Genomic DNA, 21,486 nt, shown 5'->3' with positions numbered 1-21,486 from the left:
CCTCGAAGAGGGAGGGGAGAACGACTTCGCCATGATAGAATATCCGCCTCGTGCCCTTGAAGCTCCTGCTCGCCCTCGCGCTCACGACCCCGTTCTGGGACCTCGGCCATCCGCTCTGGGAGGTCGACGACGCGCGCTACGCCGAGGTGCCGCGCGAGATGGTCGCGCGCGGCTCCTGGCTGACCCCCACGCTCAACGACTGCGACTACGTCGAGAAGCCGCCGCTCATCTACTGGCTCCCCGCCGCCTCCTACCGCCTCTTCGGCGTGAGCGAGGCCGCCGCGCGCCTGCCCAACGCCCTGCTCGCGCTGCTCGGCCTGCTCGGGATCTGGTGGCTGGGCGCCTGGCTCTTCACCCCGGCGACGGGGATGTGGGCGGCCGTGGTCCTGGCCACCACCTCGGAGTACTTCATGCTCGGCCGGCTCCTCACCCCCGACATGACGGTGAGCGTCTTCCTGCTCTGGGCCGCGGGACTCGCCCTGCGCTGCCTGCATCGGCCCGAGGACGCGCGCTGGGCCTCTCCGCTCGCGTGGCTGGCCATGGCCCTCGCCTTCCTCTCGAAAGGCCTCATCGCCCTGCTCTTCCCGGGCCTCTGGACGGCCGCCCTGCTCGTCCTCTTCCCGGAGCTCCGCCGCGGGCTCAAGGGACTCCTGCTGAGCTGGGGCCCCGCGGTCTTCCTCGTCATCGTCGGCGGCTGGTTCGCCGCGATGGAGCTCCGCCACCCGGGCTTCTTCCACTTCTTCGTCATCGAGCAGCACTTCCAGCGCTTCCTCACCCCGCGCTACGCCCGCCCCGGACCCTGGTACTACTTCATCGGAGTGGACGCCGCCGGCACGCTTCCCTGGACGCCGCTGCTGCTCGCCGCCTCGCTCCTGCCCCTGCTGCGCTGGCGCTCCCAGACGCCCGAGCGGCGACAGCTCGCGCTCTGGGTCGCGCTCGTCTTCGCCTTCTTCAGCGTCTCGAAGTCCAAGCTCCCGACCTACATCCTCCCGCTCTTCGCCTTCCAGGCCCTGCTCGGCGCCGAGCGCATCGCTCGCGGCGAGCCGGACTTCGGCACGCGTTGGTACCGGCGCCCCGCGCTGGCCCTGTCGGCCCTCATCCTCGCGGCGGCGTGCGCCGCGCCCTTCCTCGCGCCGAGGTTCCTCAAGACGCCTCTCCCGCCCATCGTCGTCCCGCTCGCCGCCGCAGCGGCAGCCCTTCTGGCTATCGGCCTGGGGGCCTCCGCCCTGACGAGGCGGGGGGGAGAAGGGGAGAGCCCGCGGCCGCTCGGGGCGCTGCTGACGCCCGTCCTCGCCTGCGCGGCCTTCGCGCTCATGCTCGCCGGGGCGCGGCCGCTGGCTCCGCAGCTCAGCGCGCGCGACCTCGCCGCCGAGCTCTCCATGCGCCTTCGGCCCGGCGACCGGCTCTTCGTCTACGACAAGTACCTGCACGGCCTGCCCTTCTACCTGGGCCGGCGCGTGGACGTCGTCGTGAACTGGCTCGGCGAGCTCCACTACGCCAAGCGCGACCCCCGCTTCGCCGACCGCTTCGGCGACGACAACACGATCCGCGCCGTGAAGAAAGGAGAGCGCGTCTTCGTCGTCCTCCCCAAGAAGACCCTGCAGGCCTTCCGCGCCCTGCGTCCCCCGAACGATCCCCCGACCTTCACCACCGTCGGCGATTACCTGATCGCGGAACTATAGGGCGCCCGCCGCCGCTCCTCTCGGTGCCTGGCACCCGGCACCCCTGGCGTGCCTGGCACCGCCCGTTCATGAGCGGCGGGCGAATCATCCTTCGACAGAGAACGGCGGGCTTATCGCGGGGGGGGACTCGCGGCGCAGGCGCTCAGTGATCCACATCCTCATCAGCGTGGAGTAGTTGAGGCCTTTGGCGAGGGCGATGCGGCGGATGGCCGAGAGGGCTTCCTCGTCGATGCGCAAGGCGACGAGCCGGCGGGGCCTGGCGAAGGCCGCCCCGACGCGCTCGATGCGGCCGCCGGCCGCCAGCGTGGACGAGGCGTCGTAATAGCGCCGCAACGCCGCATCCGAAGTCCCCGTCTTCTTGGATTTTTTCATGTTCTTTGCGGAGCCAGATATGGATCTCCGTCTCCTCATCGCAGAGCAACAACAGAGCGCGCACGGACGCCTCCCATAGTATAGAGCGTATAACGCCGTTATACAAGCCCCGCCTTCACTCCGTATACGCTCGAGCCCGCACAAAAGTTCCCCGCGCCTGTACGGTCCGGATATTTTCACGAAACAGGAGACGCGCCCGTGTTCGGGGCGCGTTTCCTTTTCCTCCTGCCCGTCGGCTACGCGCAAGTCGTTCTCCTCTCGCGTTGTCCCTGCGGCGCTAAGGCCCGCCGCAGGGGCGGCGCGCCGCTCGATACCGCTCGCGCTATCAGTCGCGGCGGCAGAGCCGCCGCACCGCTCCGGGAGGGGGTTCAGCCGTCCTGGCCCTCGACCGAGCGGGACCTCGGTCGAGCTGGCCGACGGCGCCGACGAAACGGGATAGGGGGAACCCCGGAGGGGTGCCCCACTGGGATGCCGTGTCGTTCCGGAGGGGGTGCCGGGGCAGAGCCCTCCAACGGGACCCCACCCGAGCGGCCCGACCCGCAGGGGAGGGGCCGCCGGCCCCTCCCCTACCTTGGCGAGCCGCCGAGCGCAGGCCACGTCGGAAGGACTATTCCTCTCCGGAGCGAGGGAACCCCGCTCCCCGGGCCCGATTACCTATCGGGCCGGGCTGAGCGGGGCGGCGACAGATGGACCTTCGAGGAGGACTTCGGTGCGGCGGCGGTCGAGGGCGCGGGCGCGGATCTGATAGGAGTCCTTCCCCACGCTCAGCACGAAGCCGTCCGGGTCGAACAGCTTCCCCATCGCTTCTTTGAAGTCGGCGACGTTGCCGCTCGAGCGCGCCAACTGCCCCAGGTCGTCGGTGTACGCGCCCTGCGTCACACGGTGCGCCTCCTCGATGGAGGAGAGCACCTTGAGCCCTTCGCGGGCCTTGCGCAGGGCCTCTACGTCGGCCGGCGTCGGGCTGAGGATGAAGAACCACCATTTGAACGCGAAGAGCGCGGCGAGCACTCCGAAGGAGAGGAACGCGTTGCGCGCCGTCTGCGCGCTCGACTTCGGCGGCGATTCCACCACGAGGCTGCCCGCGAGGAGGTCGTGCCAGCCCTGCGAGCGCGGGTGGAAGAGCGCCCACAAAAATCCGATGTTGAGCAGGGGCATCCCGCCGACGTAGCCCAGCGCGCGCAAGACGCTGCGCACCGGCCCGAGAGGGGCGCCGTCGAGATGGGTCACCCGCAGGCCGAGCAGGCGCTTGCCCAGCGTGCAGCCGACCATGTTGGAGAGCGCCTGGTAGAGCAGGTAGGCCGCGGCCCAGGCGGCGAAGACGCGGCGCCAGCCGCCCGCGAGCAGCGAGGGGTCCTGCCCGAGCCGGTAGTAGAGCGTGCCCCAGTAGCCGAGCAGGAAGGGGGCAAGGTCGATGAGCCAGGCCAGGAAGCGGTCGGGGATCTTCGCGTAGGGGGGCGCGGCCGGGGCTTGCTCGTCCACGTCCCTATCCTACCTCGATGAACACGTCGACGCAAGCCCCGGCCCCCTCACCCCCGATACCCCCTCGTCCCGCGCGGCGGGAGAGGGGGGGGCAGAAGTCCATTGAGGGAGAGGGAACGACGAGTAGGGGAGAGTCTTAGGACTGCGGCTTCGAATGCTTTGCGAGCGCCTTCATGATGAGCAGGTAGGAGACGGCGAGCGGGATCATGAGCAGCGCGAGGTAGTAGAAGGGCGTCAGGCCGATGGAGGCCTTGAAGAGGTACTTGAGCGCGATCATGCCGAGCGTCGAGAAGATGAGCGAGCCCGAGCCGAAGAAGCCCATCGCGTCGGCCATGTCCTCCTTGCGGGGCACGCGGGACTGGAAGAAGCTCTGGAGCTTGAGGTAGCTGACGACCTGGGCGATGCCGAAGGGGAGCAGCGCGAGCGCCGGCAGCGTCATGCCGCTGGCCCAGGAGAGCCAGGAGGGCAGCGCGACGACGGCGCCGAGCATCGGGAGGGTGAACATGAGGGGCACGAAGGCGGCGAGGCCGGCCGTAGCCAGGACCATCCAGCGCAGCATCGAGGACCGCATGAGCGCGGTCTCCTGGGCGTCGTCGATCTTCCCGGCCTCCTTCTGCTTCTCGATGCGCCGGCCCTGCATCGTCATGATCATCGCGCCGAGCAGGCCGCCCGCGCTGTAGAAGCCGGTGAGCCAGCCGCTGATGGCGGTCGCGGCCTCGGCGTTCGCGGCGCCCGCGAGGGCGATCGCGTAGCCGGGGGCGATCATCGAGTAGAGGAAGGGGTTGAGCATCATGATCAGCGAGAAGCCGAGGAAGCTGTAGCGCAGCGCGGGGATGTTCCAGACGAGCTTCGCGCCGCGGCCGATCTTCTGGAAGAAGGCCTTGAACACTCCGGCGACGCCCGCGGGCTTCGCCTGGCCGGCGACGGGAGCCGTGGAGGCCTGGAGGTCCGCGTCGGCCGGAAGCTTCAGCGTGCGCCAGACGACGAGCCCGGAGGCGAGCATCGTCACGGGGAAGGCGAGCAGGGCCGGGAGGAAGCCGAAGCTCGAGACCACGATGCCGGTGACGATCGGGCCGGCGATGCCGATGATCTCGACGAGCATGTGCTCGGTGGACCAGAAGCGCTCCAGCGCCGAGTTGCTCTGCCCGACGAGCAGCGGCGGGATGCTGTTGAGGGCGGTGACGGACACGCCCATGAGGAGGGCGTTGAGCGAGTAGAAGATCATCATCATCGGCAGGGTCATGTGCCCGGTCGCCATCAGGGCGATGAGGGCCGAGATGGACGCCGTGCGCAGGAGCATCGAACCGAGGTACGACTTCTTGACCCCGAACTTCTCGACGACGAGCGGCCCGAGCTGGCGGCCGACGATGCCGGTGATGGAGGAGAAGACCGCGAGCTGGGCGACGACGGTGAAGTCCCCGAAGGTCTTCTGCACGAGGGTCGGCATCGAAGAGCCGAGCGCCTCGGCGGCGATCTGGGCGACGAGCAGGGAGCCGATGAACCACCAGGCCGTCTTGCTCAGACCCGCCTTCGGCTCCTCGGGCTTCGGCGTCTCGGCGGCGACGGGAGCCGCGGAGGAGAGGGAGGAGGCCTTCGTCCCGGGGATGACGGACGCGGGCAGGGAGAGGTCGGTCTTGCCGTCCGCGGCGAGCGCGGGGCGCTCGAGCGGCTGGGCGCTCTGTTCGACGCCCTCGAGGACGACCGGCGCCGGGACGTCGGCGGCGGCCTTGCCGGCGCTGAGCTTCAGCGCGAGCGCGCCGGCCGCCTCGGCGTCGGGCGTCGCGATGACGCGCCGGGAGAGGAAGGGGATGCGGGAGAGCCAGCCGCGGGCGGCCTCGACGACGGTGCTGCCGCCCTCGGAGGCGGCCGCGGCGGCGGAGCCCTCGGAGGCGCTCCGGGGACGGACGTCCGAGGAATCCCGGCGCTCCTCGAAGAGCCGGCGCAGGGCGTCGAAATGGAGGTTGAGGCGGTTCTCGCGTCCGCGGACCGTCTGCAGCGAGACGGCGTCCGGGGCGACCGCGGGCACCGCCGCGACGTCGGAGGCGACGATGCGTCCCGCGACGGCACCGACGCTCGGGACGGCCTCGATGGCGGCGCCGCCCTGGGCGGAAGCGGCCTGGCCGGGGATGACCGGCATCTCCGTTACCCCGGGAGCTCCGCCGCCAGGGCGCAGGCCCGGCTGGACCGGCAGGACCGAAGCGCCGGAGTTCGAGATGACGGAGACCGGGAGCGCGAGCGAGACGCCCGCGTTCGCGGACGGGCTGGCCGTCGGCGTAAGGCCGGGGACCTGCATCCGGACCGAGGGGATCTGGACGCCGGGGAGGAAGCCGACGCCGGGGAGAGTGGGGGCGACCCGCGTGTTCAGGCCCGAGGCGGCGGCGCCGACCCCGGTGACGCCGGCCGGCATGCCGCCGACGGGGACGTTGACGTGGATCTGGGGGACGGTCTGCGCGGCGGCCTCATAGGCGCCGAGCCCGGGGGCGGCGACGACGACCGCCGCGGCGAGGAGGGTGCAGAGGGCGCTCTTCACGACCGAGGTCTTCTTCATCCTGCCTAGATTATAAGGGGAAGACCCGGACCCACAAAGGGTCTTCGGGGCCCGCGGCGGCGGGTAAAGGTCCCGGTGCCGACTGGGCCCTAGGACCCGGTTTTCGCGCGCGCGTATATTTAGTACTTTCATATTAGAGAGCAGTCCCCCGGAGGGGCATCCGACATGAAGCAGCTCGCGATCGTCCTGGTGGTCGTGGCCGTCGGCTGGATAGGGTTCGCCCAGTTCAAGCAGCGCGTCGTCAACCAGGAACCGCCGCCGCCCCCGCCCCCGCCGGCGATCGTCATGCCCCCGCCGCAGGTGCTCGACGAAGAGCAGCTCGAGCGCGTCAAGTCGGCGACCAGCGACGCCGAGCCGCGCGTGCGCTGGGAAGCCCTCCAGGTGCTGATGAGCTCGCAGGACCCCCGCGCGGAGGGCATCATGTTCCAGATGCTCAAGCGCGACGGAGAGTCCGACATCCGCAAGAACGTCGTCAACGTCCTCGCCGGCCGCCGCGGCCCCCAGGTCACCGAGCACCTCATCGGCGCCCTCAAGGACATGGACGGCGACGTGCGCCTCGCCGCGCTCGAGGCGCTGGGGAAGAGCGGCGACGCCGCCGCGGCCCCCGCCATCAGCGACGCCCTGCGCGACGGCGACGAGCGCGTCCGCCTGACCGCGCTGAGGATCCTCAACGACTTCCAGCGCAAGCGCAACGAAGAGATCCTCGAAAAGAAGCGCCTGCAGGAAGAGGCGCAGCGCAAATATGAAGAGGCGCTCAAGCAGCAGCAGCAGGGAGGCAAGAGATAATGCCCCGTTTCCTCCTCGTCCTCATCGTGGTCGGAGGCCTCCTCTACTTCCACCAGAAGTACTCGCAGCGCCCCGGCCCGCCGCCGCCCTCGCCGCCGCCCGCCATGGACATGCCTCCGCCCATCGCGCTCGATGAGATGGAGCTCGACAAGGTCCGCCTCGCCACCAAGGACAGCGATCCGCAGGTGCGCTGGGCGGCCATCGAGCTCCTCTACCGCATCAAGGACCCCGAGGCGCTCACGCTGCTCGAGAAGACCCTCGCCATCGACAGCGAGCCGCAGGTCCGCCGCAACGCCGTCGAGATCCTGCGCAACCAGTCCTCGAAGGGAGCCCCGAAGCAGCTCCTGCCCGCCCTGCGCGACCCGGAGAAGGACATCCGCATCGTGGCCCTGCTCGCCATCGGCGAGCGCGGGGATGCCTCGGTCATCCCCGACGTCAGCAAGCTGCTGCTGGACATCGAGCCCGACGTGCGCCTCCAGGCCCTGCGCACCCTCGCACGCATCCAGGAGAAGCGCGTGGGCGAGTTCCTGCCCCTGCAGGAGCAGCTCAAGACGGACTACAACGAGATCGTCGTGCGCTCCAAGCGCAAGGCCCAGCAGGAGCCCTCGACGGGCAAGAAGCCCGAGTTCCGCATCGAATAAAGGAGGACGGATGGACATCCGGGAGATCAGCGCGCGCGTCCAGAAGGAGAGCGTCTTCATCGCCGAGCTCAAGAAGGAGCTCGGCCAAGTCATCGTCGGGCAGGAGGAGATGGTGGACCGGCTCCTCGTCGGCCTGCTCGCGAGGGGTCACATCCTCCTTCAGGGCGTCCCCGGGCTGGCCAAGACGCTCGCCATCAAGACGCTCGCTCAAGCGGTGCAGGCGCAGTTCAGCCGCATCCAATTCACGCCCGATCTGCTCCCCGCGGACCTGACCGGCACCCTCATCTACAACCCGCAGACCGCGGCGTTCAGCGTCCGAAAAGGGCCGCTCTTCGCGAACCTCATCCTCGCCGACGAGATCAACCGCGCCCCGGCGAAGGTGCAGAGCGCGCTGCTCGAGGCGATGCAGGAGAGGCAGGTCACCATCGGCGAGACCACGCACAAGCTCCCCGAGCTCTTCCTCGTGCTCGCGACCCAGAACCCCATCGAGCAGGAGGGGACCTATCCGCTCCCCGAGGCCCAGGTCGACCGCTTCATGCTGAAGGTCGTCGTCGACTACCCGCGCAAGGAGGAGGAGCGCCTCATCCTCGAGCGCATGACGACCGGGACGCCGCCCGCGGCGCGGCCGGTGGTCACCCAGCAGCAGGTCCTCGCGGCCCAGGCGGTCGTCGACCTCATCTACGTCGACGACAAGGTCAAGAACTACGTCCTCGACGTGGTGTTCGCGACGCGCCGGCCCGAGGAGCACAAGCTGGAGAAGCTCAAGCCGCTCATCCAGTACGGCGCCAGCCCGCGCGCCACCATCTCGCTGATCCTCGCGGCGAAGGCCTTCGCCTTCCTGCAGGGGCGCGGCTTCGTCACCCCGGAGGACGTGAAGTCCGTCGGCGCGGACGTTCTGCGCCACCGCGTGCTGCTCACCTACGAGGCCGAAGCCGAGAACGTCACCTCGGAGGACGTCCTGCGCTCCATCTTCGACGCCGTCGAGGTCCCCTGAGAGTCCCGCGGGCGCGCTAGCGCATGATCCCGAAGGAGATCGCGGCCCAGGTCCGCCGCATCGAGATCCGCACCGGCCGCCTCGTCAACGAGGTCTTCGCCGGCAAGTACCTCAGCGTCTTCAAAGGCCGCGGCATGGAGTTCTCGCAGGTGCGCGAGTACGCCGCCGGCGACGACGTCCGCGACATCGACTGGAACGTCAGCGCGCGCTTCAGCCGCCCGTTCGTGCGACAGTACCAGGAGGAGCGCGAGCTCACGCTGATGGTCGCCTGCGACCTCTCCGGCTCGCAGTTCTTCGGCAGCGCGCGCAAGCTCAAGCGCGAGGTCGCCGCGGAGCTCTGCGCGGTGCTCGCCTTCTCCGCGCTGAAGAACAACGACAAAGTCGGGCTCTTCCTCTTCACCGACGGCAAGGAGCTCTACATCCCGCCCCGCAAAGGCCGCGCCCACGTGCTCAAGATCATCCGCGACGTGCTCGTCTTCGAACCGGAGCGGCGCGGCACGGCCGTGGGGGGGAGTCTCGACACCCTCAACCGCGTCCTGCGCCGGCGCAGCATCCTCATGCTCGTCTCGGACTTCCGCGACGTCGGCTTCGAGCAGTCCCTGCGCCGCGCGGCGCGCAAGCACGACGTCATCCCGGTCCTCGTCTCCGACGAGCGCGAGGACGTCCTGCCCGAGATCCCCGCGTGGCTGGACCTCGAGGACCCGGAGACCGGCGAGCGCGTCAGCGTGCGCCCCGACGCCCGGCTGCGCGCGGAGCTCGCGCGGGGGCGGGGAGAGGAGAAGGCGCGCATCGAGGCCGCCTTCCGCGCGGCGCGCATCGAGGCCATCCGCGTCCGGACCGACGAGGCCTACGTGGAGCCCATCGTGCGCTACTTCCGGGAGCGCAAGAAGAGGCTGCGCGCGTGAGTCTCCTCCTGCTCCTGCTCCTCGCCGCAGCCCCCGCGCGCGCGGTGCCGGCGAGCTTCGAGCTCTCCCCCGCGACGACGACCGTGCTCCTGGGCGCGCCCTTCGACGTGACGGGGACCGCGCGCCTCCCCGAGGGCTCCCGGCTCGCGCTCGCGCTCCAGGGGAACGCGACCGGCGCCTACGAGATCCTCGAGGTCCGCGTCGAGCCGGCTCCCCCGGAGGGAGGGAGCGCCGTCTTCCGGCTGCGTCTGAAGGCCGCGGCCTTCGAGCTCGGCGAGACCGCGCTCCCCGCGCTCCCCTGGACCGTCGTCCCGGCGGCGGGAGCGCCCGAAGAGGTCCTCAGCCCGCCCGTGCGCCTGAGCGTGATCCCTCCCCAGTCGTTCACGCAGGCGCCCGAGATGCACGACATCCGCGAGCCACTCTCGCCCGCGCTCTGGCCGTGGCTGCTCATCCTCCTCGCGCTGGGGAGCCTGGTCGGCTGGCTCTGGGAGCGCCGACGCCGCCGCAAGGGCGGGAGCGGCGCGGACGCCGCGGGAGGGGCCCCCGACCTGCGCACCCCCGAGCAGTTCGCGCTCGACGAGCTCGACCTCCTCCCGGGCCTCGGACTCCCGCCGAAGGACCACTACGACCGCATGTCGGACATCGTGCGCGCCTACCTGGAGAAGCGCTACGGCCTGCCCGCGCTGCGCATGACCACCTACGACCTCCTGCGCGCCCTGCGGCCCGTCGACCCCCCGTCGGTCCGCGCCGTCGCCAAGAACCTCTTCGAACGCTGCGACCTGGCGAAGTTCGCGCGCTACGCGCCCGAGGAGCGGGAGCGGACCCTGGACCTCGAGAACGCGCGGGAGATCGTGCGCCAGGCCTCGCGCCAGGCCTTCGCCGAGCGGCTCGCGGCTCCGCCGCCGGGAGGGGCCGCGTGAGGTTCGCCGACCCCCTCGCGCTGCTCCTGATCCCGTTCGCGCTCGCCGGGGCCCTGTGGGCCCTGCACCGCGAGCGCCTGCGCCGAGCGCCGCTCGCCTACCCGGGGAGCGCCGCGCTCGCCCGCTTCGGGGCGGCCGGCGGCGTATGGCGGCGGCTGCCCGTGCTGCTCAAGGCGCTGGCGCTCGTCCTCATGGTCGCCGCGCTCGCCCGCCCCCAGCGCGTCTTCCGCCAGGAGGCCTCCTGGACCTCGGGCGTGGACATCCTCCTCGTCCTCGACACCTCTCTGAGCATGCGCGCGCTCGACTTCGGGTCCCAGGACCGCATGGGCGCCGCGAAGGACGCCGCCCGCGCCTTCATCCGCCGGCGCACCAGCGACCGCATCGGCATCCTCGTCTTCGCCGGCGTGCCCCTGCTGACCTGCCCGCTCACCCTCGACTACGACGCCCTGCTCGAGTTCCTCTCCGACGTCCAGTCCGGGATGACGGAGTCCGACGGCACCGCGATCGGAGACGGCATCGCGGCGGCCGTCTCCCACGTCAAGGACGCGCCGGCCAAGAACAAGGTGCTCATCCTCGTCACCGACGGGGCCAACAACACCGGCGTCGTCGATCCGCTCACCGCCGCGCGGGCCGCGAAGGCCTGCGGCATCCGCATCTACGCGATCGGGACCGGCCGCAAGGGACCCGCCATGGTCCCCGTCGACGACCCCCGCCTCGGCCGACAGCTCGTACAGATCGACGACGAGCTCGACGAGGGCGTCCTCGAGAGCGCCGCCGCGGAGACGGGCGGACGCTACTACCGCGCGCAGAACCTGATGGAGCTCAACAACATCTACGGACAGATCGACCGGCTCGAGAAGACGGAACGACGCCTGCCGCCCGTCGTCTCCTACCACGACCTCCACGCCTGGCTGCTGGTCCCGGCGGCGCTCCTCCTCCTGGCGGGCATGGCGCTGGGCCGCACCCTCCTCATGAGGATCCCGTGAGCGGCCTCTTCCGCGACGCCGCCTGGCTCTGGGCCGCGCTCGCCGCGCTCGCCGGCGCCGCGGCCCTGCTCGGCTGGTCGGAAAGGCGGCGACGGCGCCTGCTCGCGCTCTTCGCGCAGCCGGAGACCCTCGACCGCATCCACGACCCGCAGGCCGCGCGCGCGCGCCTGCGCGCGTTCAAGCTCGAGGCCGCCGCGCTCGCCCTGCTCCTGCTCGCCCTGGCCGGGCCGCAGTGGGGGGTGGAGCTCGTCGAGACGCAGACCCCCGGGGCGCAGGTCGTCGTCGCCGTGGACGTCTCGCTCTCGATGCTCGCCGAGGACATGCCGCCCAGCCGCATGGACTGCGCCAAGCGCGCGCTCGCGACGCTCGTCGAGGGGCTCAAGGGCGCGCGCGTCGGCGTCGTCGCCTTCGCCGGCCAGGCGCACGTCCAGTGCCCGCTCACCGCCGACGTCGACGCCGCCAAGAGCCTCCTCGCCCGCGTCCAGGTGGGTCTGATCCCGCAGCCCGGCACCGAGCTCGGGAAGGCCATCGACCGCTCCCTCGAGATGCTCGCGCGCTCCTCGGGCCGCAAGACGCTCGTGGTCCTCACCGACGGAGAGGACCTGGGCCAGGGCGCCGAGGACGCGGCCGCCCGCGCGGCCGCCGCCGGGGTACGTGTCTTCATCCTCGGAGCCGGGACCCCCGAGGGCGGACCCATCCCCCTGCGCGAGGGCGCTCAGCTCGTGGGCTACAAGAAGGACGAGTCCGGGAAGACGGTGGTCTCCCGCATCGACGAACCGCTGATGATGAAGGTCGCCGCCGCCGGCGGCGGCGACTACGCGCGCCTCTCGCGCTCCGAGAACGAGGTCGGAGAGCTCATCGACCGCATCGAGAGCGGCGGCGTCTCCACCTCCCGCGCGGGGAGCGCCACGCGCTTCCGCAACCGCTTCCGCTTCCCGCTCGCGCTCTCCGTCCTGCTCCTGGCCGCGGCGCTCCTGCTGCCGCCGCCCTCTCCCCAATCGCGCACGCGCCGCATCGCGCGGGCCGCGGGCTTCCTCGCCCTCGCGCTCCTCGCCGGCTGCAGCCCGCGCGAAGACGCCCGCCTCTGGAAGGGGAACCGCGCCTACCGCGGGGAGCGCTTCGCCGACGCGCTCGAGAGCTACGCGCGCGCCGCGCAGGGCGCCCGGAACCCCAAGCCCCTCTTCAACGCGGGCGACGCGCTTTATAGAATGAAGGAGCATGAGCGCGCGGCTGAAGCCTTCACCGCTCTCTGCGACCCGCGCAAGGTCCCGCGCGGAGTCGCCGCGGCGGCGTCCTACAACCTCGGCAACACCCTCCTTCGGCAGGGCAAGCCCCCCGAGGCCGTCGACGCCTACCGGCGCTGCCTGCTGCTCTCGCCCGACGACGAGGACTGCCGGCACAACCTCGCGGTGGCCCTCAAGAAGCCGCCGCAGCCCGATCCGAAGCAGCAGGACAAGCAGAAGGACAAGTCCGGCGGGGGGAACGACGAGAAGCCCTCGCCGCCCAAGCAGCAGTCGAGCTCCCGCAAAGAGCAGGAGCAGAAGGGCGGGATGAGCCGCGAGGACGCCGAGCGCGTACTGCAGGCCGTCAAGGACCGCGAGAAGGCGGCGCAGTCCGCGCGCCAGCCCGCGGCCATGAAGCCCGACGAGAAGAGCGGCGCGCCGCGCGGGAAGGACTGGTGAACGCCTCCCGCCGCGCTCTGCCTCTCCTCGCCCTCCTCCTCGCCTTCGCGCCCGGCCTCTCGGCGCAGCCGCGGGACTTCGCGCTCTCGGCGAACGTCGACCGCGGGATGATGACCCTCGACGACCAGGCGGTCCTGACGGTCACGGTGAGCGGCGCCCGCACGGACCTCCCCGAGCCCCGACTGCCGGCCATCCCGGCCTTCAACGTGCACGGCCTCGGCCAGAGCAACACCATCTCCTTCGTCAACGGCACGGTCAGCAACAGCGTGCAGTACCGCTACATCCTGGTCCCGCGCATGGCCGGACGGGCGACGATCGGCCCGGTCACCGCGAGCGACGGCTCGAACACCCGCCAGACCCAGCCCATCGACGTCATGGTCACGCGGCCCGGGACGACCGCGCCGGCTCCGCCGCCCGGCGCCCCCGCCCGGGCCCAGGCCGGGGCGGCTCACGCGCGCGCGACGAGCCCCGACCTCTTCATCACCGCCGAGGCCGACAAGCACGACCCCTACGTCAACGAGCAGGTCCTGCTCACGGTGCGCTTCTACGCGGGCGTGCCCGTCCTCGGCAACGCGGAGTGGCGGCCGCCCTCGACGCAGGGGTTCCTCGTCGAGGACCTGCCTCCCGACCCGCCCCGCGAGGTCGTCGAGGGCGGACGCCGCTACATCCTGCACACGATCCGCGTCGCCCTCTTCCCGGTCCAGCCCGGAGAGCTGCACATCGGAGCCGGCAGCGTGGTCTGCCAGGTCCAGCAGGAGCTGAACGCCGACCCCTTTTCTCCGGACTTCTTCCAGCGCTTCTTCGCCCAGGGGATGGTGGCGGTGCAGACCAAGGAGCTCAAGACGCGTCCGATCTCCCTGAGCGTCCGGCCCCTCCCGGACGGGAGGCCCTCGGGCTTCTCCGGCGCGGTGGGACGGCTGCGGGCCGTCGCGGACGTGGACCGACGCTCGGCGCGCGTCGGAGACGCGCTCAACCTCACGGTGACCGTCGACGGCATCGCGAACCTCAAATCCCTGACGCCCCCGACCCTGCCCGAGCTGCCGCAGTTCCGCGTCTACGACACGCTGAACTCGCTCAATCTCACGAAGGACGCCGTCGGGGTGCGCGGCTCGAAGGCCTTCAAGACCGTGCTCGTCGCGCGCGCCACCGGACGCCTGCGCATCCCGCCCATCGCCTTCTCCTACTTCGACCCGCAGCGCAAGGACTACGTCTCGGCGCAGACCCTCCCCATCGACGTCGAGGTGACGCCGGGACCGCAGCAGGACGCGGGGCCCGGCTTCGCGAACGCCGCCGCGCCCCGCGGCGGGAGCATCACCGCGGTGGCGGAGGACATCCGCCACGTGCGCGGCGCGCGCGGACCGGGCCTCGCGCGCGCGGCCTCGGCCGTCGGACGCGCCCTGCCGGTGCACCTGGTCCCGCTCATCGTCTTCCTCATCTGCCTCGGGCAGCACCTCTACCGCGAGCGCCTCGTCCGCGACCCGGCGGGCGTACGCTTCCGCGGAGCGCTCGCGCGCGCGCTCGCCGCCCTCGAGGAGGCGCGCCGGACGAGCGACGCGGGGAAGGCGTCCTCGCTGCTCGCCGACGCTCTCGGAGAGTACCTCGGGGACAAGCTCGACTGCGCGCACGCGGGGCTGACCCTGCGCCAGTTCCAGGGGAAGCTGCGCGAGCGCTTCCCGAAGCTCCCCGAAGGGCACGTCGACGAACTCAAGCGCATCTGGGAAGAAGTCGACCTCGTGCGCTTCGCGCCTTCGGCGCCCGGCGCGGATTCGGATCTCGGCGCGCTCGTCGACGCGGCCGCCACGCTGCTCAAGGCGCTCGAGGAGGAACTCTCCCGATGAAGGCGCTCCTGCTGCTCCTGCTCGCGCTCCCCGCCGCGGCCTCCGACCGCGTCGGCATCGACGAAGGGACCCGGCACTACGAGGCCGGACGCTACGAGGAGGCCGTCGCCCGCTACCAGGAGGCGGTCGACCGCGAGCCGCTCGACCCGGTGGCCCGCTACGACCTGGGCAACGCCTTCTACCGCCGGGCGAAGGCGGGGGACCTCGGCCGCGCCATCGCCTCCTGGCAGCGCGCCTTCGCGCTCAGCCCGCGAGACTCCGACATCCGGCACAACCTCGATTTCGCGCTCAAGCGCGCGGGAGAATCCCTGGTCCCGGCGGGGATGCCGGCTCCCGCGTTCATCCTCTTCCACATCCTGAGCCGCGACGAGACCTCCGCGCTGCACTGGCTGGGCTTCTGGCTGCTCCTGCTGCTGCTCTCGGCCGGACTCTGGAACCCGGAGTGGCGCGCGCGCCTGCGCCCCTGGACGCTCTGCGCCGGTCTGCTCTGGGCGGCGGCCGGCGCCGGGTGGGCGCTCATCGCCTTCACGGACGTGCAGAACCCCGGCGTCATCCTCGCCGCCGACGCTGAAGTGCGCAGCGGCCCGGGGCTCAGCGCCCCCGTGAGCTTCAAGGTCCCCGAGGGAAGGCGCGTCTCGGTCCTCGGTGAATCGTCGGGCTGGGTCGAAATAGGAGTTCTAAGAGAAGGATTGAAAGGCTGGATTCCTGCCGACCAGTTAGAGAAAATCTAACCCCCATGAAAACTCGGATCGAGAAAGACACCCTCGGCGAGCGCCGCGTCCCGGCCTCGGCCTACTACGGGATCCAGACCCTGCGCGCCCTCGAGAACTTCCCGGTCTCGGGTCTGCGCGCGCACCCCTCGCTCGTGCGCGCCTACGCCGAAGTGAAGAGGGCCTGCGCGGTGGCGAACCGGGAGTGCCGGGCGCTCGACGCGCGGCGCGCGCGCGCGATCGTCCGCGCCTGCGACGAGGTCGTCGCGGGAGCGCTCGCCGGCCAGTTCGTCGTCGACGTCTACCAGGCGGGCGCCGGAACCTCCTTCAACATGAACGTCAACGAGGTCCTCGCCAACCGCGCGCTCGAGCGCCTCGGCCGCCGGCGGGGGGACTACGCCGCCCTCCACCCCAACGACCACGTGAACATGTCGCAGAGCACCAACGACACCTTCCCGACCGCCCTGCGCGTCGCCGCACTGCGGCAGACGACGGCGCTGTGCGCGGTCCTCGACGCGTTCGCCGATTCCCTCGCCGTCAAAGCGCGGGAGTTCCGCAGGGTCCGCAAGGCCGCGCGCACGCACCTGCAGGACGCGGTGCCGATCTCCCTGGGACAGGAGTTCGCGGCCTACGCCGCGGCGGTCCGTGCGTGCGCCTCGGAGCTCGCACGGCGCGCGCGGCTCCTCGAGGACGTCCCGCTGGGGGGGACCGCGGCGGGGACGGGTGCGAACACGCCCGCCGGCTTCCGCCGCCGGGCCGTGCGCGCGCTCGCGCGCTCGACGGGCCTCGCGCTCAAGCCCGCTCGGGACATGCGCTTCGGCCTGCAGAGCCATCAGCCCTTCACGGCCCTCTCCGGCGCCCTGCGCGAGCTCGCGCTCGAGCTCATCCGCATCTCGGGCGACCTCCGACTGCTCGCCTCGGGCCCGGTCGCAGGCCTCGGCGAGCTGCGCCTGCCCGCGGTCCAGCCGGGCTCCTCGATCATGCCGGGGAAGAGCAACCCGGCGCTGCTCGAGGGACTCTCCATGCTCTGCTTCCAGGCGGTCGGCCGCGACCTCTCCGTCGGCCTCGCGGCCCAGGCGGGACAGCTCGACCTCAACGTGATGACGCCGCTCACCGCCTACGACCTGCTCGACACGATGGGCCTTTTCCTGAACTTCCTGCCTTCGGTGGAGGAGCGCTGCCTGCGGGGCATCGAGGCCGACGCCGCGCGCTGCCGCGCGAACGCGGAGCGGACACCGTCGCTCGCGGCGCTCCTCAACCCCCGCATCGGCTACGCGCGCGCGGCCGACGTCTTCAAGGACGCTCTGCGGCGCGGCCGCGGCGTACGGGACCTCGTGCTCGAGCGCGGCCTCCTGAGCGCGCGGGAATTCGACGAGCTCACCGACCCGTATCTTCGAGAGAAGCCCTGACGAGGACCGTCAGGGGATCTGCGGCGTCAGCGGCGTGAGAGGAACGGAGGGGAAAGGAGGCTCTCCTTTCTCCTTCTGCTTCCTGGGGAGGGGCACGTCGCCGTTGACGACGTCGAGCTTCGCCGACGGCTCCGGCTTGGCGGCGGCCTTCGCGGCGGGCTTGCGGACCTTGCTCTTCTTCGCGGAGGGAGCCTTCGGCGCCTTGGCGACGGAGACCGCCTTCTTCTTCGCCGGAACCTCCTCGTCCTGCGCGGCGGAGTCCGGGTCCTCGGACGCGATGGCCGTCGACTTCCGGGCCTTCTTCGACGGCGCCGCCGGCTTCACGTCGACGAGGGACTTGGAAGACTCCGGATCCTCGTCGGGAAGGTCCTCGCCCTGGATGAACGTCGTCTGACCGGGGGGCCTGCGGAAATCGGGCTTCTCCCCGCTCGGCGGCGTCTCCTCGCCCTCGAGGCCGCCCGGGGGAGTCTCGTCGGGGCCGGAGAGCCCGCCGTCCGGACCGCCGTCCACGTTCTCGGACCCTTTGCCGGAGGGGTTCGCTCCCGCCGCCGAGGCGTCCGGAGCCCCGCCTTCGGGGGCGTCGGGCACGGCGGTGCGTTCTCCGTCGCCTCCGGGATCCCCTTCGGAGGACCCTCCGCCGGGAGGGGAAAGGGGAGCGGACGAACCTCCTCCGACGTTGGGCTCCTGGTAGGGAACGGCTTCGGCCTCGCCGGAACCGTGCGTGCGCTCGCGCACGACCTGCCCTCCGCGGGCGGTCCTGGGATCCGCATTCTGGGCGCGCAGGAACGCAGGGACGCAGAGAAGGGCGACGACGAGCCGCGCGATGCGCATCACGTTTAGTAAAATAACAGACCGATGTTACAAAAACAAGCATCGTCCGCCCCCGCGGACGCTGCCGCCGCGGCCCGACGCACCGCCCGGTTCCTCGTCCCCGCCGCCCTCGCCCTCCTCTTCCTCCTCCACGCCGGACTGCGCGAGCACGGACGGCGTCTGCCGATGATGAGCGACGAGGGAGAGTACGCCTGCCAGGCGCGCCTGCTCGCGGAGGGCGGGGTGCCCTACCGCGACGCGTTCAACCAGAAGCCCCCGATGGTGTTCTTCCTGTACCGCGCGGCCTTCGGACTCTTCGGAGAGAACGAGGAGGCGCCGCGGCTCCTGGCGACGCTCTTCGGCTGCGCGACGCTCCTCGCGCTCTTCTTCCTGCTCCCCGGACGGTGGGGGACCGCTCCGCGGCTGTGCGCGGCCGCATCCTTCGCCGTCCTCTCCACCGAGCCGATGGGCGACTTCTCCTTCGCCGCGAACACGGAGGTCTTCCTCTGCGCCTGGCTCGCCTTCTGCGCGCTGTGGGCGCGGAAGGCGTGGGAGGGCGGGGGGACGCGCGCCGCCCTCCTCGCGGGCCTCTTCGCGGGCGCGGGGCTGGCGACCAAGCAGACCGCGCTCTGGGCGGCGCTCGCGCTGGGCGCGTGCGCGGCCCTGCACGCGCCGCGCGGCGCGCGCGCGCGCGTCGCCGCCGCCTTCGCGCTCGGCGGGGCGCTGGTCCCGGCGGCGTTCGCCGCGTACTTCCTGGCGCGCGGCGGCCTCCCGGCGCTCGTCGAGCAAGCCCTGCGGCGCAACCTCGATTACGCGGGACTGCTCGCCGTCCCGGGCGGGGCCCGCATGCAGCTCGGATGGTTCGCGCGCACGCTCGCGCCGCAGATGCTCTTCGGGAACTGGCCTCTGCTCCTCCTCGCGCTCTTCGGCCTCGCCGCCCGGCCCGCCGGGGAGGACGCCCCCCTCGAGCGTCTGTGCGCGCTCTGGCTCGCGGCCGCGCTGCTCGGGGCGCTCACCGGCCTCTTCCTCTTCCCGCACTACTTCCTGCCGGCCGCGCCGCCGCTCGCGCTCTGCGCCGCGCTCGGCGTGCGGAGGCTCTCGGCCCGTCTCCCGCGCGCCGCGCTGCTCATCGGACTCCTCGCCGCGCTCTATCCGGCCGCCGCGTGGTCGACCGTCTACTTCCGGGAAGGACCCGAACGCGTCGCGCGGCGGCTCCTCTATCCGAACCCGCTCTACGAGGCCCGCGCCGCCGCAGACTTCATCCGGGAGAACAGCGCGGAGACCGACCGCGTCTACGTCTTCGGCTCCGAGCCCCAGCTCTATTTCCGCGCGCGCCGACGCTGGGCCACGCCGCACATCTTCGTCTATCCGCTCACGCTCTTCCCGCGCGGGATGGGGGACGCCGAGGCGGAGCTCGCGCGCCTGCGTGAAGCGCCCCCGCGCTTCCTCGTCTACTCGACTTTCCCGGCGTCCACCCTCGTGGCCACGGCCCCGGGACGACGGCTCGAGGAAGGGGTGCGGGACCTGCTCGCACGGCGCTACCGTCCGCGCGGCTGGGTGCAGGCCCTCCCCGACGGGATGCGCGACGAGCTCGGGAAAGAGGCTCCCGCGGGCACGCCCGCCGACGCGCTCCTCGTCTACGAGAGGTCCCGGTGAAGCTGCACGTGCTGAGCTTCGGCTGCCAGATGAACGAGGCCGACGCGCTCGAGCTCTCCTACCCTTTCCTCGCGCGCGGCTTCGAGCCCTGCGCCGTCCTCGCCGACGCGGACGCGGTGCTCGTCAACACCTGCACCGTCCGCGCGCACGCCGAGCATCGCGCGGTCTCGGCGGTCGGCCGGCTCGAGGCCTGGAAGGCCGCGCGGCCCGGCCGCCTCGTGGTCGTGGCCGGCTGCGCGGCCGAGCGCCTCGGCCCGGAGCTACGCCGCCGCTTCCCGTTCGTGGACCTCGTGCTCGGCGCCCGCTCCGTGGAAGAGACGCCCGCGCTCATCGCCCGCGCGCTCGAGGAGCGCGGAGCCGGTCCCGCCGCGACGGACGTCCGCCCGCCGCCCGGGATCTCCGCCTACCTCACCGTCGCGCGCGGCTGCGGCTTCGCCTGCGCCTACTGCATCGTGCCCTCGGTGCGCGGCCCCGACCGGCCGCGCGCCCTCGACCGGGTGCTCGAGGAGGCCCGTCGTCTGGCCGACGGAGGAGCCCGCGAGCTCGTCCTGCTCGGGCAGACCGTCAACGGCTGGAAGGACCGCGAGGGGCGCGTCTTCGCGGACCTGCTGCGCGCGCTCGCGGAGGTCCCCGGAGTGCTGCGCCTGCGCTTCATGAGCCCGCATCCGCTCTTCCTCGATGAGGCCCTCGCCGCGGCGATGGCGGAGATCCCCGCCGTCTGCCCGCAGCTGCACCTCCCCGTGCAGTCGGGCTCCGACCGCGTCCTCGCCGCGATGGGCCGCGGCTACACCTGCGCGGATTTCCTCTCGCGGGTCCGCTCCGTGCGCGCGCGCGTGAGCGGCCTCGCGCTCAGCACCGACCTCCTCGTCGGCTTCCCCGGCGAGACCGCGGAGGACTTCCGCGGGACGCTCTCGCTCATCGACGAAGCGGAGCTCGCCGGCGCCTACTGCTTCAAGTACTCGCCGCGCGAGGGGACGCCCTCCTTCGCCCTCGCCGACGACGTCGAGCCCCGGGTCAAGGAGGAGCGCCACGCGCTCCTCCTCGAGCGCGCCGAAGGCCGGCGCAGCGCCGAGCTGCGCTCCTGGGTCGGCCGCTCGGTCGAGGTCCTGCTCGAGACCCCGACGGGGGGACGGACCCCGCAGTTCCATCCCGCGCGCTTCGCGTCGCCGGCCGGCGCGCCGGGGACGCTCGTCGAAGCGGAAGTCACCGGGTGTTCTCAGGCGGGGCTCTTGGTCCAGGCCGCTCGGCGCCGTCCTCTCCCATAGGGGTTCGTTCTTCCGCAGCTCCCTCCCCGTCGGGGGAGGGCCGGGGAGGGGGAGACTATCGTCAGCGCCGGGAGCTTCAGGAGATCCCCCTCCTCCAGCCTCCTCCCGCGGGAGGAGGAGTTAGGGGAATGGTCTCCCAACCACGCGTTCCAACATCTTGCGAACGCGCGCGATTTCGGGAACAGAAGGGAGGGCCCCTCCTCCCGCCTCCTCCCGCGGGGAGGAGACATTGCGGAAACGGTCTCCCGACCGCGCGTTCCGACATCTTGCGAACGCGCGCGATTTCGTAGTACACTCGTCTTGTGATACACAAGAACGGCAAGCACAGCAACGAGCGGCGCAGGCATCGCCGCTTCACGATCGTCCACGACCTCGTCGAGCCGATCGTCCTGCGCTACGCCGAGCCGAAGGGCGGGAAGGGCGAGGGCGTGCCGAAGCACCTGCGCACGCAGCCCGCGATCCTCACCAACCTCTCCGCCGGCGGCATGCAGCTGCTCACCTTCCTCGCCCCGCCCCACACGAAGGTCTTCAAGATGACGCTGACCATCCCCGGCCTCGACCACCTGCCCATCGAGGGAAAGGTCGTCCGCGTCTCCAAGAAAGGAGAGATCTTCAACGTCGGCATCCAGTTCACGAAGATCGCCCAGAAGTACCAGAACAAGATCAACCGCATGGCCGACGACGACGCCGACTGCCAGACCCGCATCTCTCTCGGCCTGCCGGAAGCCTGCGTCCCCGTCTGCGGCTTCCACCCGATGTGCTCGAAGACGCAGAAGGCGCCGCACTGGCCTCCCCGAGCCTAG

18 protein-coding genes are annotated in these 21,486 nt (G+C 71.7%); 14 read left to right on the top strand and 4 right to left on the bottom strand.

The features are described from left to right. Positions 1 to 50 precede the first annotated feature (50 nt). Positions 51 to 1,682, top strand: a complete 1,632-nt coding sequence (locus WC969_05460) for a glycosyltransferase family 39 protein (GenBank protein MFA6029279.1) — start codon at positions 51 to 53, stop codon at positions 1,680 to 1,682. 84 nt (positions 1,683 to 1,766) lie between these two features. On the opposite strand, the gene WC969_05455 is transcribed toward WC969_05460, so the two are convergent. The 3 genes from WC969_05455 to WC969_05445 form a co-directional block, all read right to left on the bottom strand. Then, positions 1,767 to 2,054: a hypothetical protein gene (locus WC969_05455; GenBank protein ID MFA6029278.1), complete on the bottom strand. Its 288-nt coding sequence runs from the start codon at positions 2,052 to 2,054 to the stop codon at positions 1,767 to 1,769. Between the two features lie 654 nt (positions 2,055 to 2,708). Next, the gene (locus WC969_05450) at positions 2,709 to 3,533 is read right to left on the bottom strand and encodes an RDD family protein (protein ID MFA6029277.1); all 825 of its coding nucleotides are present in this window, start codon (positions 3,531 to 3,533) and stop codon (positions 2,709 to 2,711) included. Between the two features lie 136 nt (positions 3,534 to 3,669). Then, on the bottom strand, positions 3,670 to 6,081 hold the full coding sequence (locus WC969_05445; protein MFA6029276.1) for an MFS transporter: 2,412 nt from the start codon (positions 6,079 to 6,081) through the stop codon (positions 3,670 to 3,672). Positions 6,082 to 6,246: 165 nt separating this feature from the next. On the opposite strand from WC969_05445, the gene WC969_05440 reads away from it, so the two are divergent. Genes WC969_05440 through WC969_05395 form a run of 10 tightly spaced genes read left to right on the top strand, consistent with a single transcriptional unit; the run spans position 6,247 to position 16,952 of the window. Then, entirely contained in the window at positions 6,247 to 6,867 is a 621-nt protein-coding gene (locus tag WC969_05440; protein ID MFA6029275.1) for a HEAT repeat domain-containing protein, read from the top strand. Beyond that, complete coding sequence (locus tag WC969_05435) at positions 6,867 to 7,508, top strand: HEAT repeat domain-containing protein (protein MFA6029274.1); 642 nt, start codon at positions 6,867 to 6,869, stop codon at positions 7,506 to 7,508. Before WC969_05440 ends, WC969_05435 begins: the two co-directional genes overlap by 1 nt. A 10-nt stretch (positions 7,509 to 7,518) precedes the next feature. Further along, positions 7,519 to 8,502 carry a MoxR family ATPase gene (locus WC969_05430; GenBank protein MFA6029273.1) on the top strand — a complete coding sequence of 328 codons (984 nt, stop codon included), beginning with the start codon at positions 7,519 to 7,521 and terminating at the stop codon, positions 8,500 to 8,502. Between the two features lie 23 nt (positions 8,503 to 8,525). Beyond that, positions 8,526 to 9,407, top strand: coding sequence for a DUF58 domain-containing protein (locus tag WC969_05425; protein ID MFA6029272.1), 882 nt, complete (start codon positions 8,526 to 8,528; stop codon positions 9,405 to 9,407). After that, complete coding sequence (locus WC969_05420; protein MFA6029271.1) at positions 9,404 to 10,327, top strand: hypothetical protein; 924 nt, start codon at positions 9,404 to 9,406, stop codon at positions 10,325 to 10,327. Before WC969_05425 ends, WC969_05420 begins: the two co-directional genes overlap by 4 nt. Then, positions 10,324 to 11,313: a VWA domain-containing protein gene (locus WC969_05415; GenBank protein MFA6029270.1), complete on the top strand. Its 990-nt coding sequence runs from the start codon at positions 10,324 to 10,326 to the stop codon at positions 11,311 to 11,313. The genes WC969_05420 and WC969_05415 overlap by 4 nt, the downstream gene beginning before the upstream one ends. After that, positions 11,310 to 12,995, top strand: a complete 1,686-nt coding sequence (locus WC969_05410; protein MFA6029269.1) for a VWA domain-containing protein — start codon at positions 11,310 to 11,312, stop codon at positions 12,993 to 12,995. Before WC969_05415 ends, WC969_05410 begins: the two co-directional genes overlap by 4 nt. Then, a complete protein-coding gene (locus WC969_05405) occupies positions 12,992 to 14,833 on the top strand; it encodes a BatD family protein (protein ID MFA6029268.1) in 1,842 nt (613 codons plus the stop codon). The genes WC969_05410 and WC969_05405 overlap by 4 nt, the downstream gene beginning before the upstream one ends. Further along, complete coding sequence (locus WC969_05400) at positions 14,830 to 15,564, top strand: tetratricopeptide repeat protein (protein MFA6029267.1); 735 nt, start codon at positions 14,830 to 14,832, stop codon at positions 15,562 to 15,564. Before WC969_05405 ends, WC969_05400 begins: the two co-directional genes overlap by 4 nt. A gap of 5 nt (positions 15,565 to 15,569) precedes the next feature. Next, positions 15,570 to 16,952: an aspartate ammonia-lyase gene (locus tag WC969_05395; GenBank protein ID MFA6029266.1), complete on the top strand. Its 1,383-nt coding sequence runs from the start codon at positions 15,570 to 15,572 to the stop codon at positions 16,950 to 16,952. 9 nt (positions 16,953 to 16,961) lie between these two features. On the opposite strand, the gene WC969_05390 is transcribed toward WC969_05395, so the two are convergent. Beyond that, on the bottom strand, positions 16,962 to 17,783 hold the full coding sequence (locus WC969_05390; GenBank protein MFA6029265.1) for a hypothetical protein: 822 nt from the start codon (positions 17,781 to 17,783) through the stop codon (positions 16,962 to 16,964). Positions 17,784 to 17,807: 24 nt separating this feature from the next. Here WC969_05390 and WC969_05385 point away from each other — a divergent pair, with 24 nt between their 5' ends. The 3 genes from WC969_05385 (at position 17,808) to WC969_05375 (ending at position 21,486) form a co-directional block, all read left to right on the top strand. Further along, positions 17,808 to 19,418, top strand: coding sequence for a glycosyltransferase family 39 protein (locus tag WC969_05385; GenBank protein ID MFA6029264.1), 1,611 nt, complete (start codon positions 17,808 to 17,810; stop codon positions 19,416 to 19,418). After that, on the top strand, positions 19,415 to 20,683 hold the full coding sequence (locus WC969_05380; GenBank protein ID MFA6029263.1) for a MiaB/RimO family radical SAM methylthiotransferase: 1,269 nt from the start codon (positions 19,415 to 19,417) through the stop codon (positions 20,681 to 20,683). The genes WC969_05385 and WC969_05380 overlap by 4 nt, the downstream gene beginning before the upstream one ends. A gap of 302 nt (positions 20,684 to 20,985) precedes the next feature. Further along, positions 20,986 to 21,486 (top strand): PilZ domain-containing protein, encoded by a 501-nt coding sequence (locus WC969_05375; protein ID MFA6029262.1) that lies wholly within the window; start codon positions 20,986 to 20,988, stop codon positions 21,484 to 21,486.

Source organism: Elusimicrobiota bacterium (assembly GCA_041660925.1).
Taxonomy (GTDB): Bacteria; Elusimicrobiota; Elusimicrobia; order UBA1565; family UBA1565; genus JBAZUV01.
Note: the sequence above shows the minus strand (reverse complement) of the source record. Positions and strands in the feature narration are given on the sequence as shown.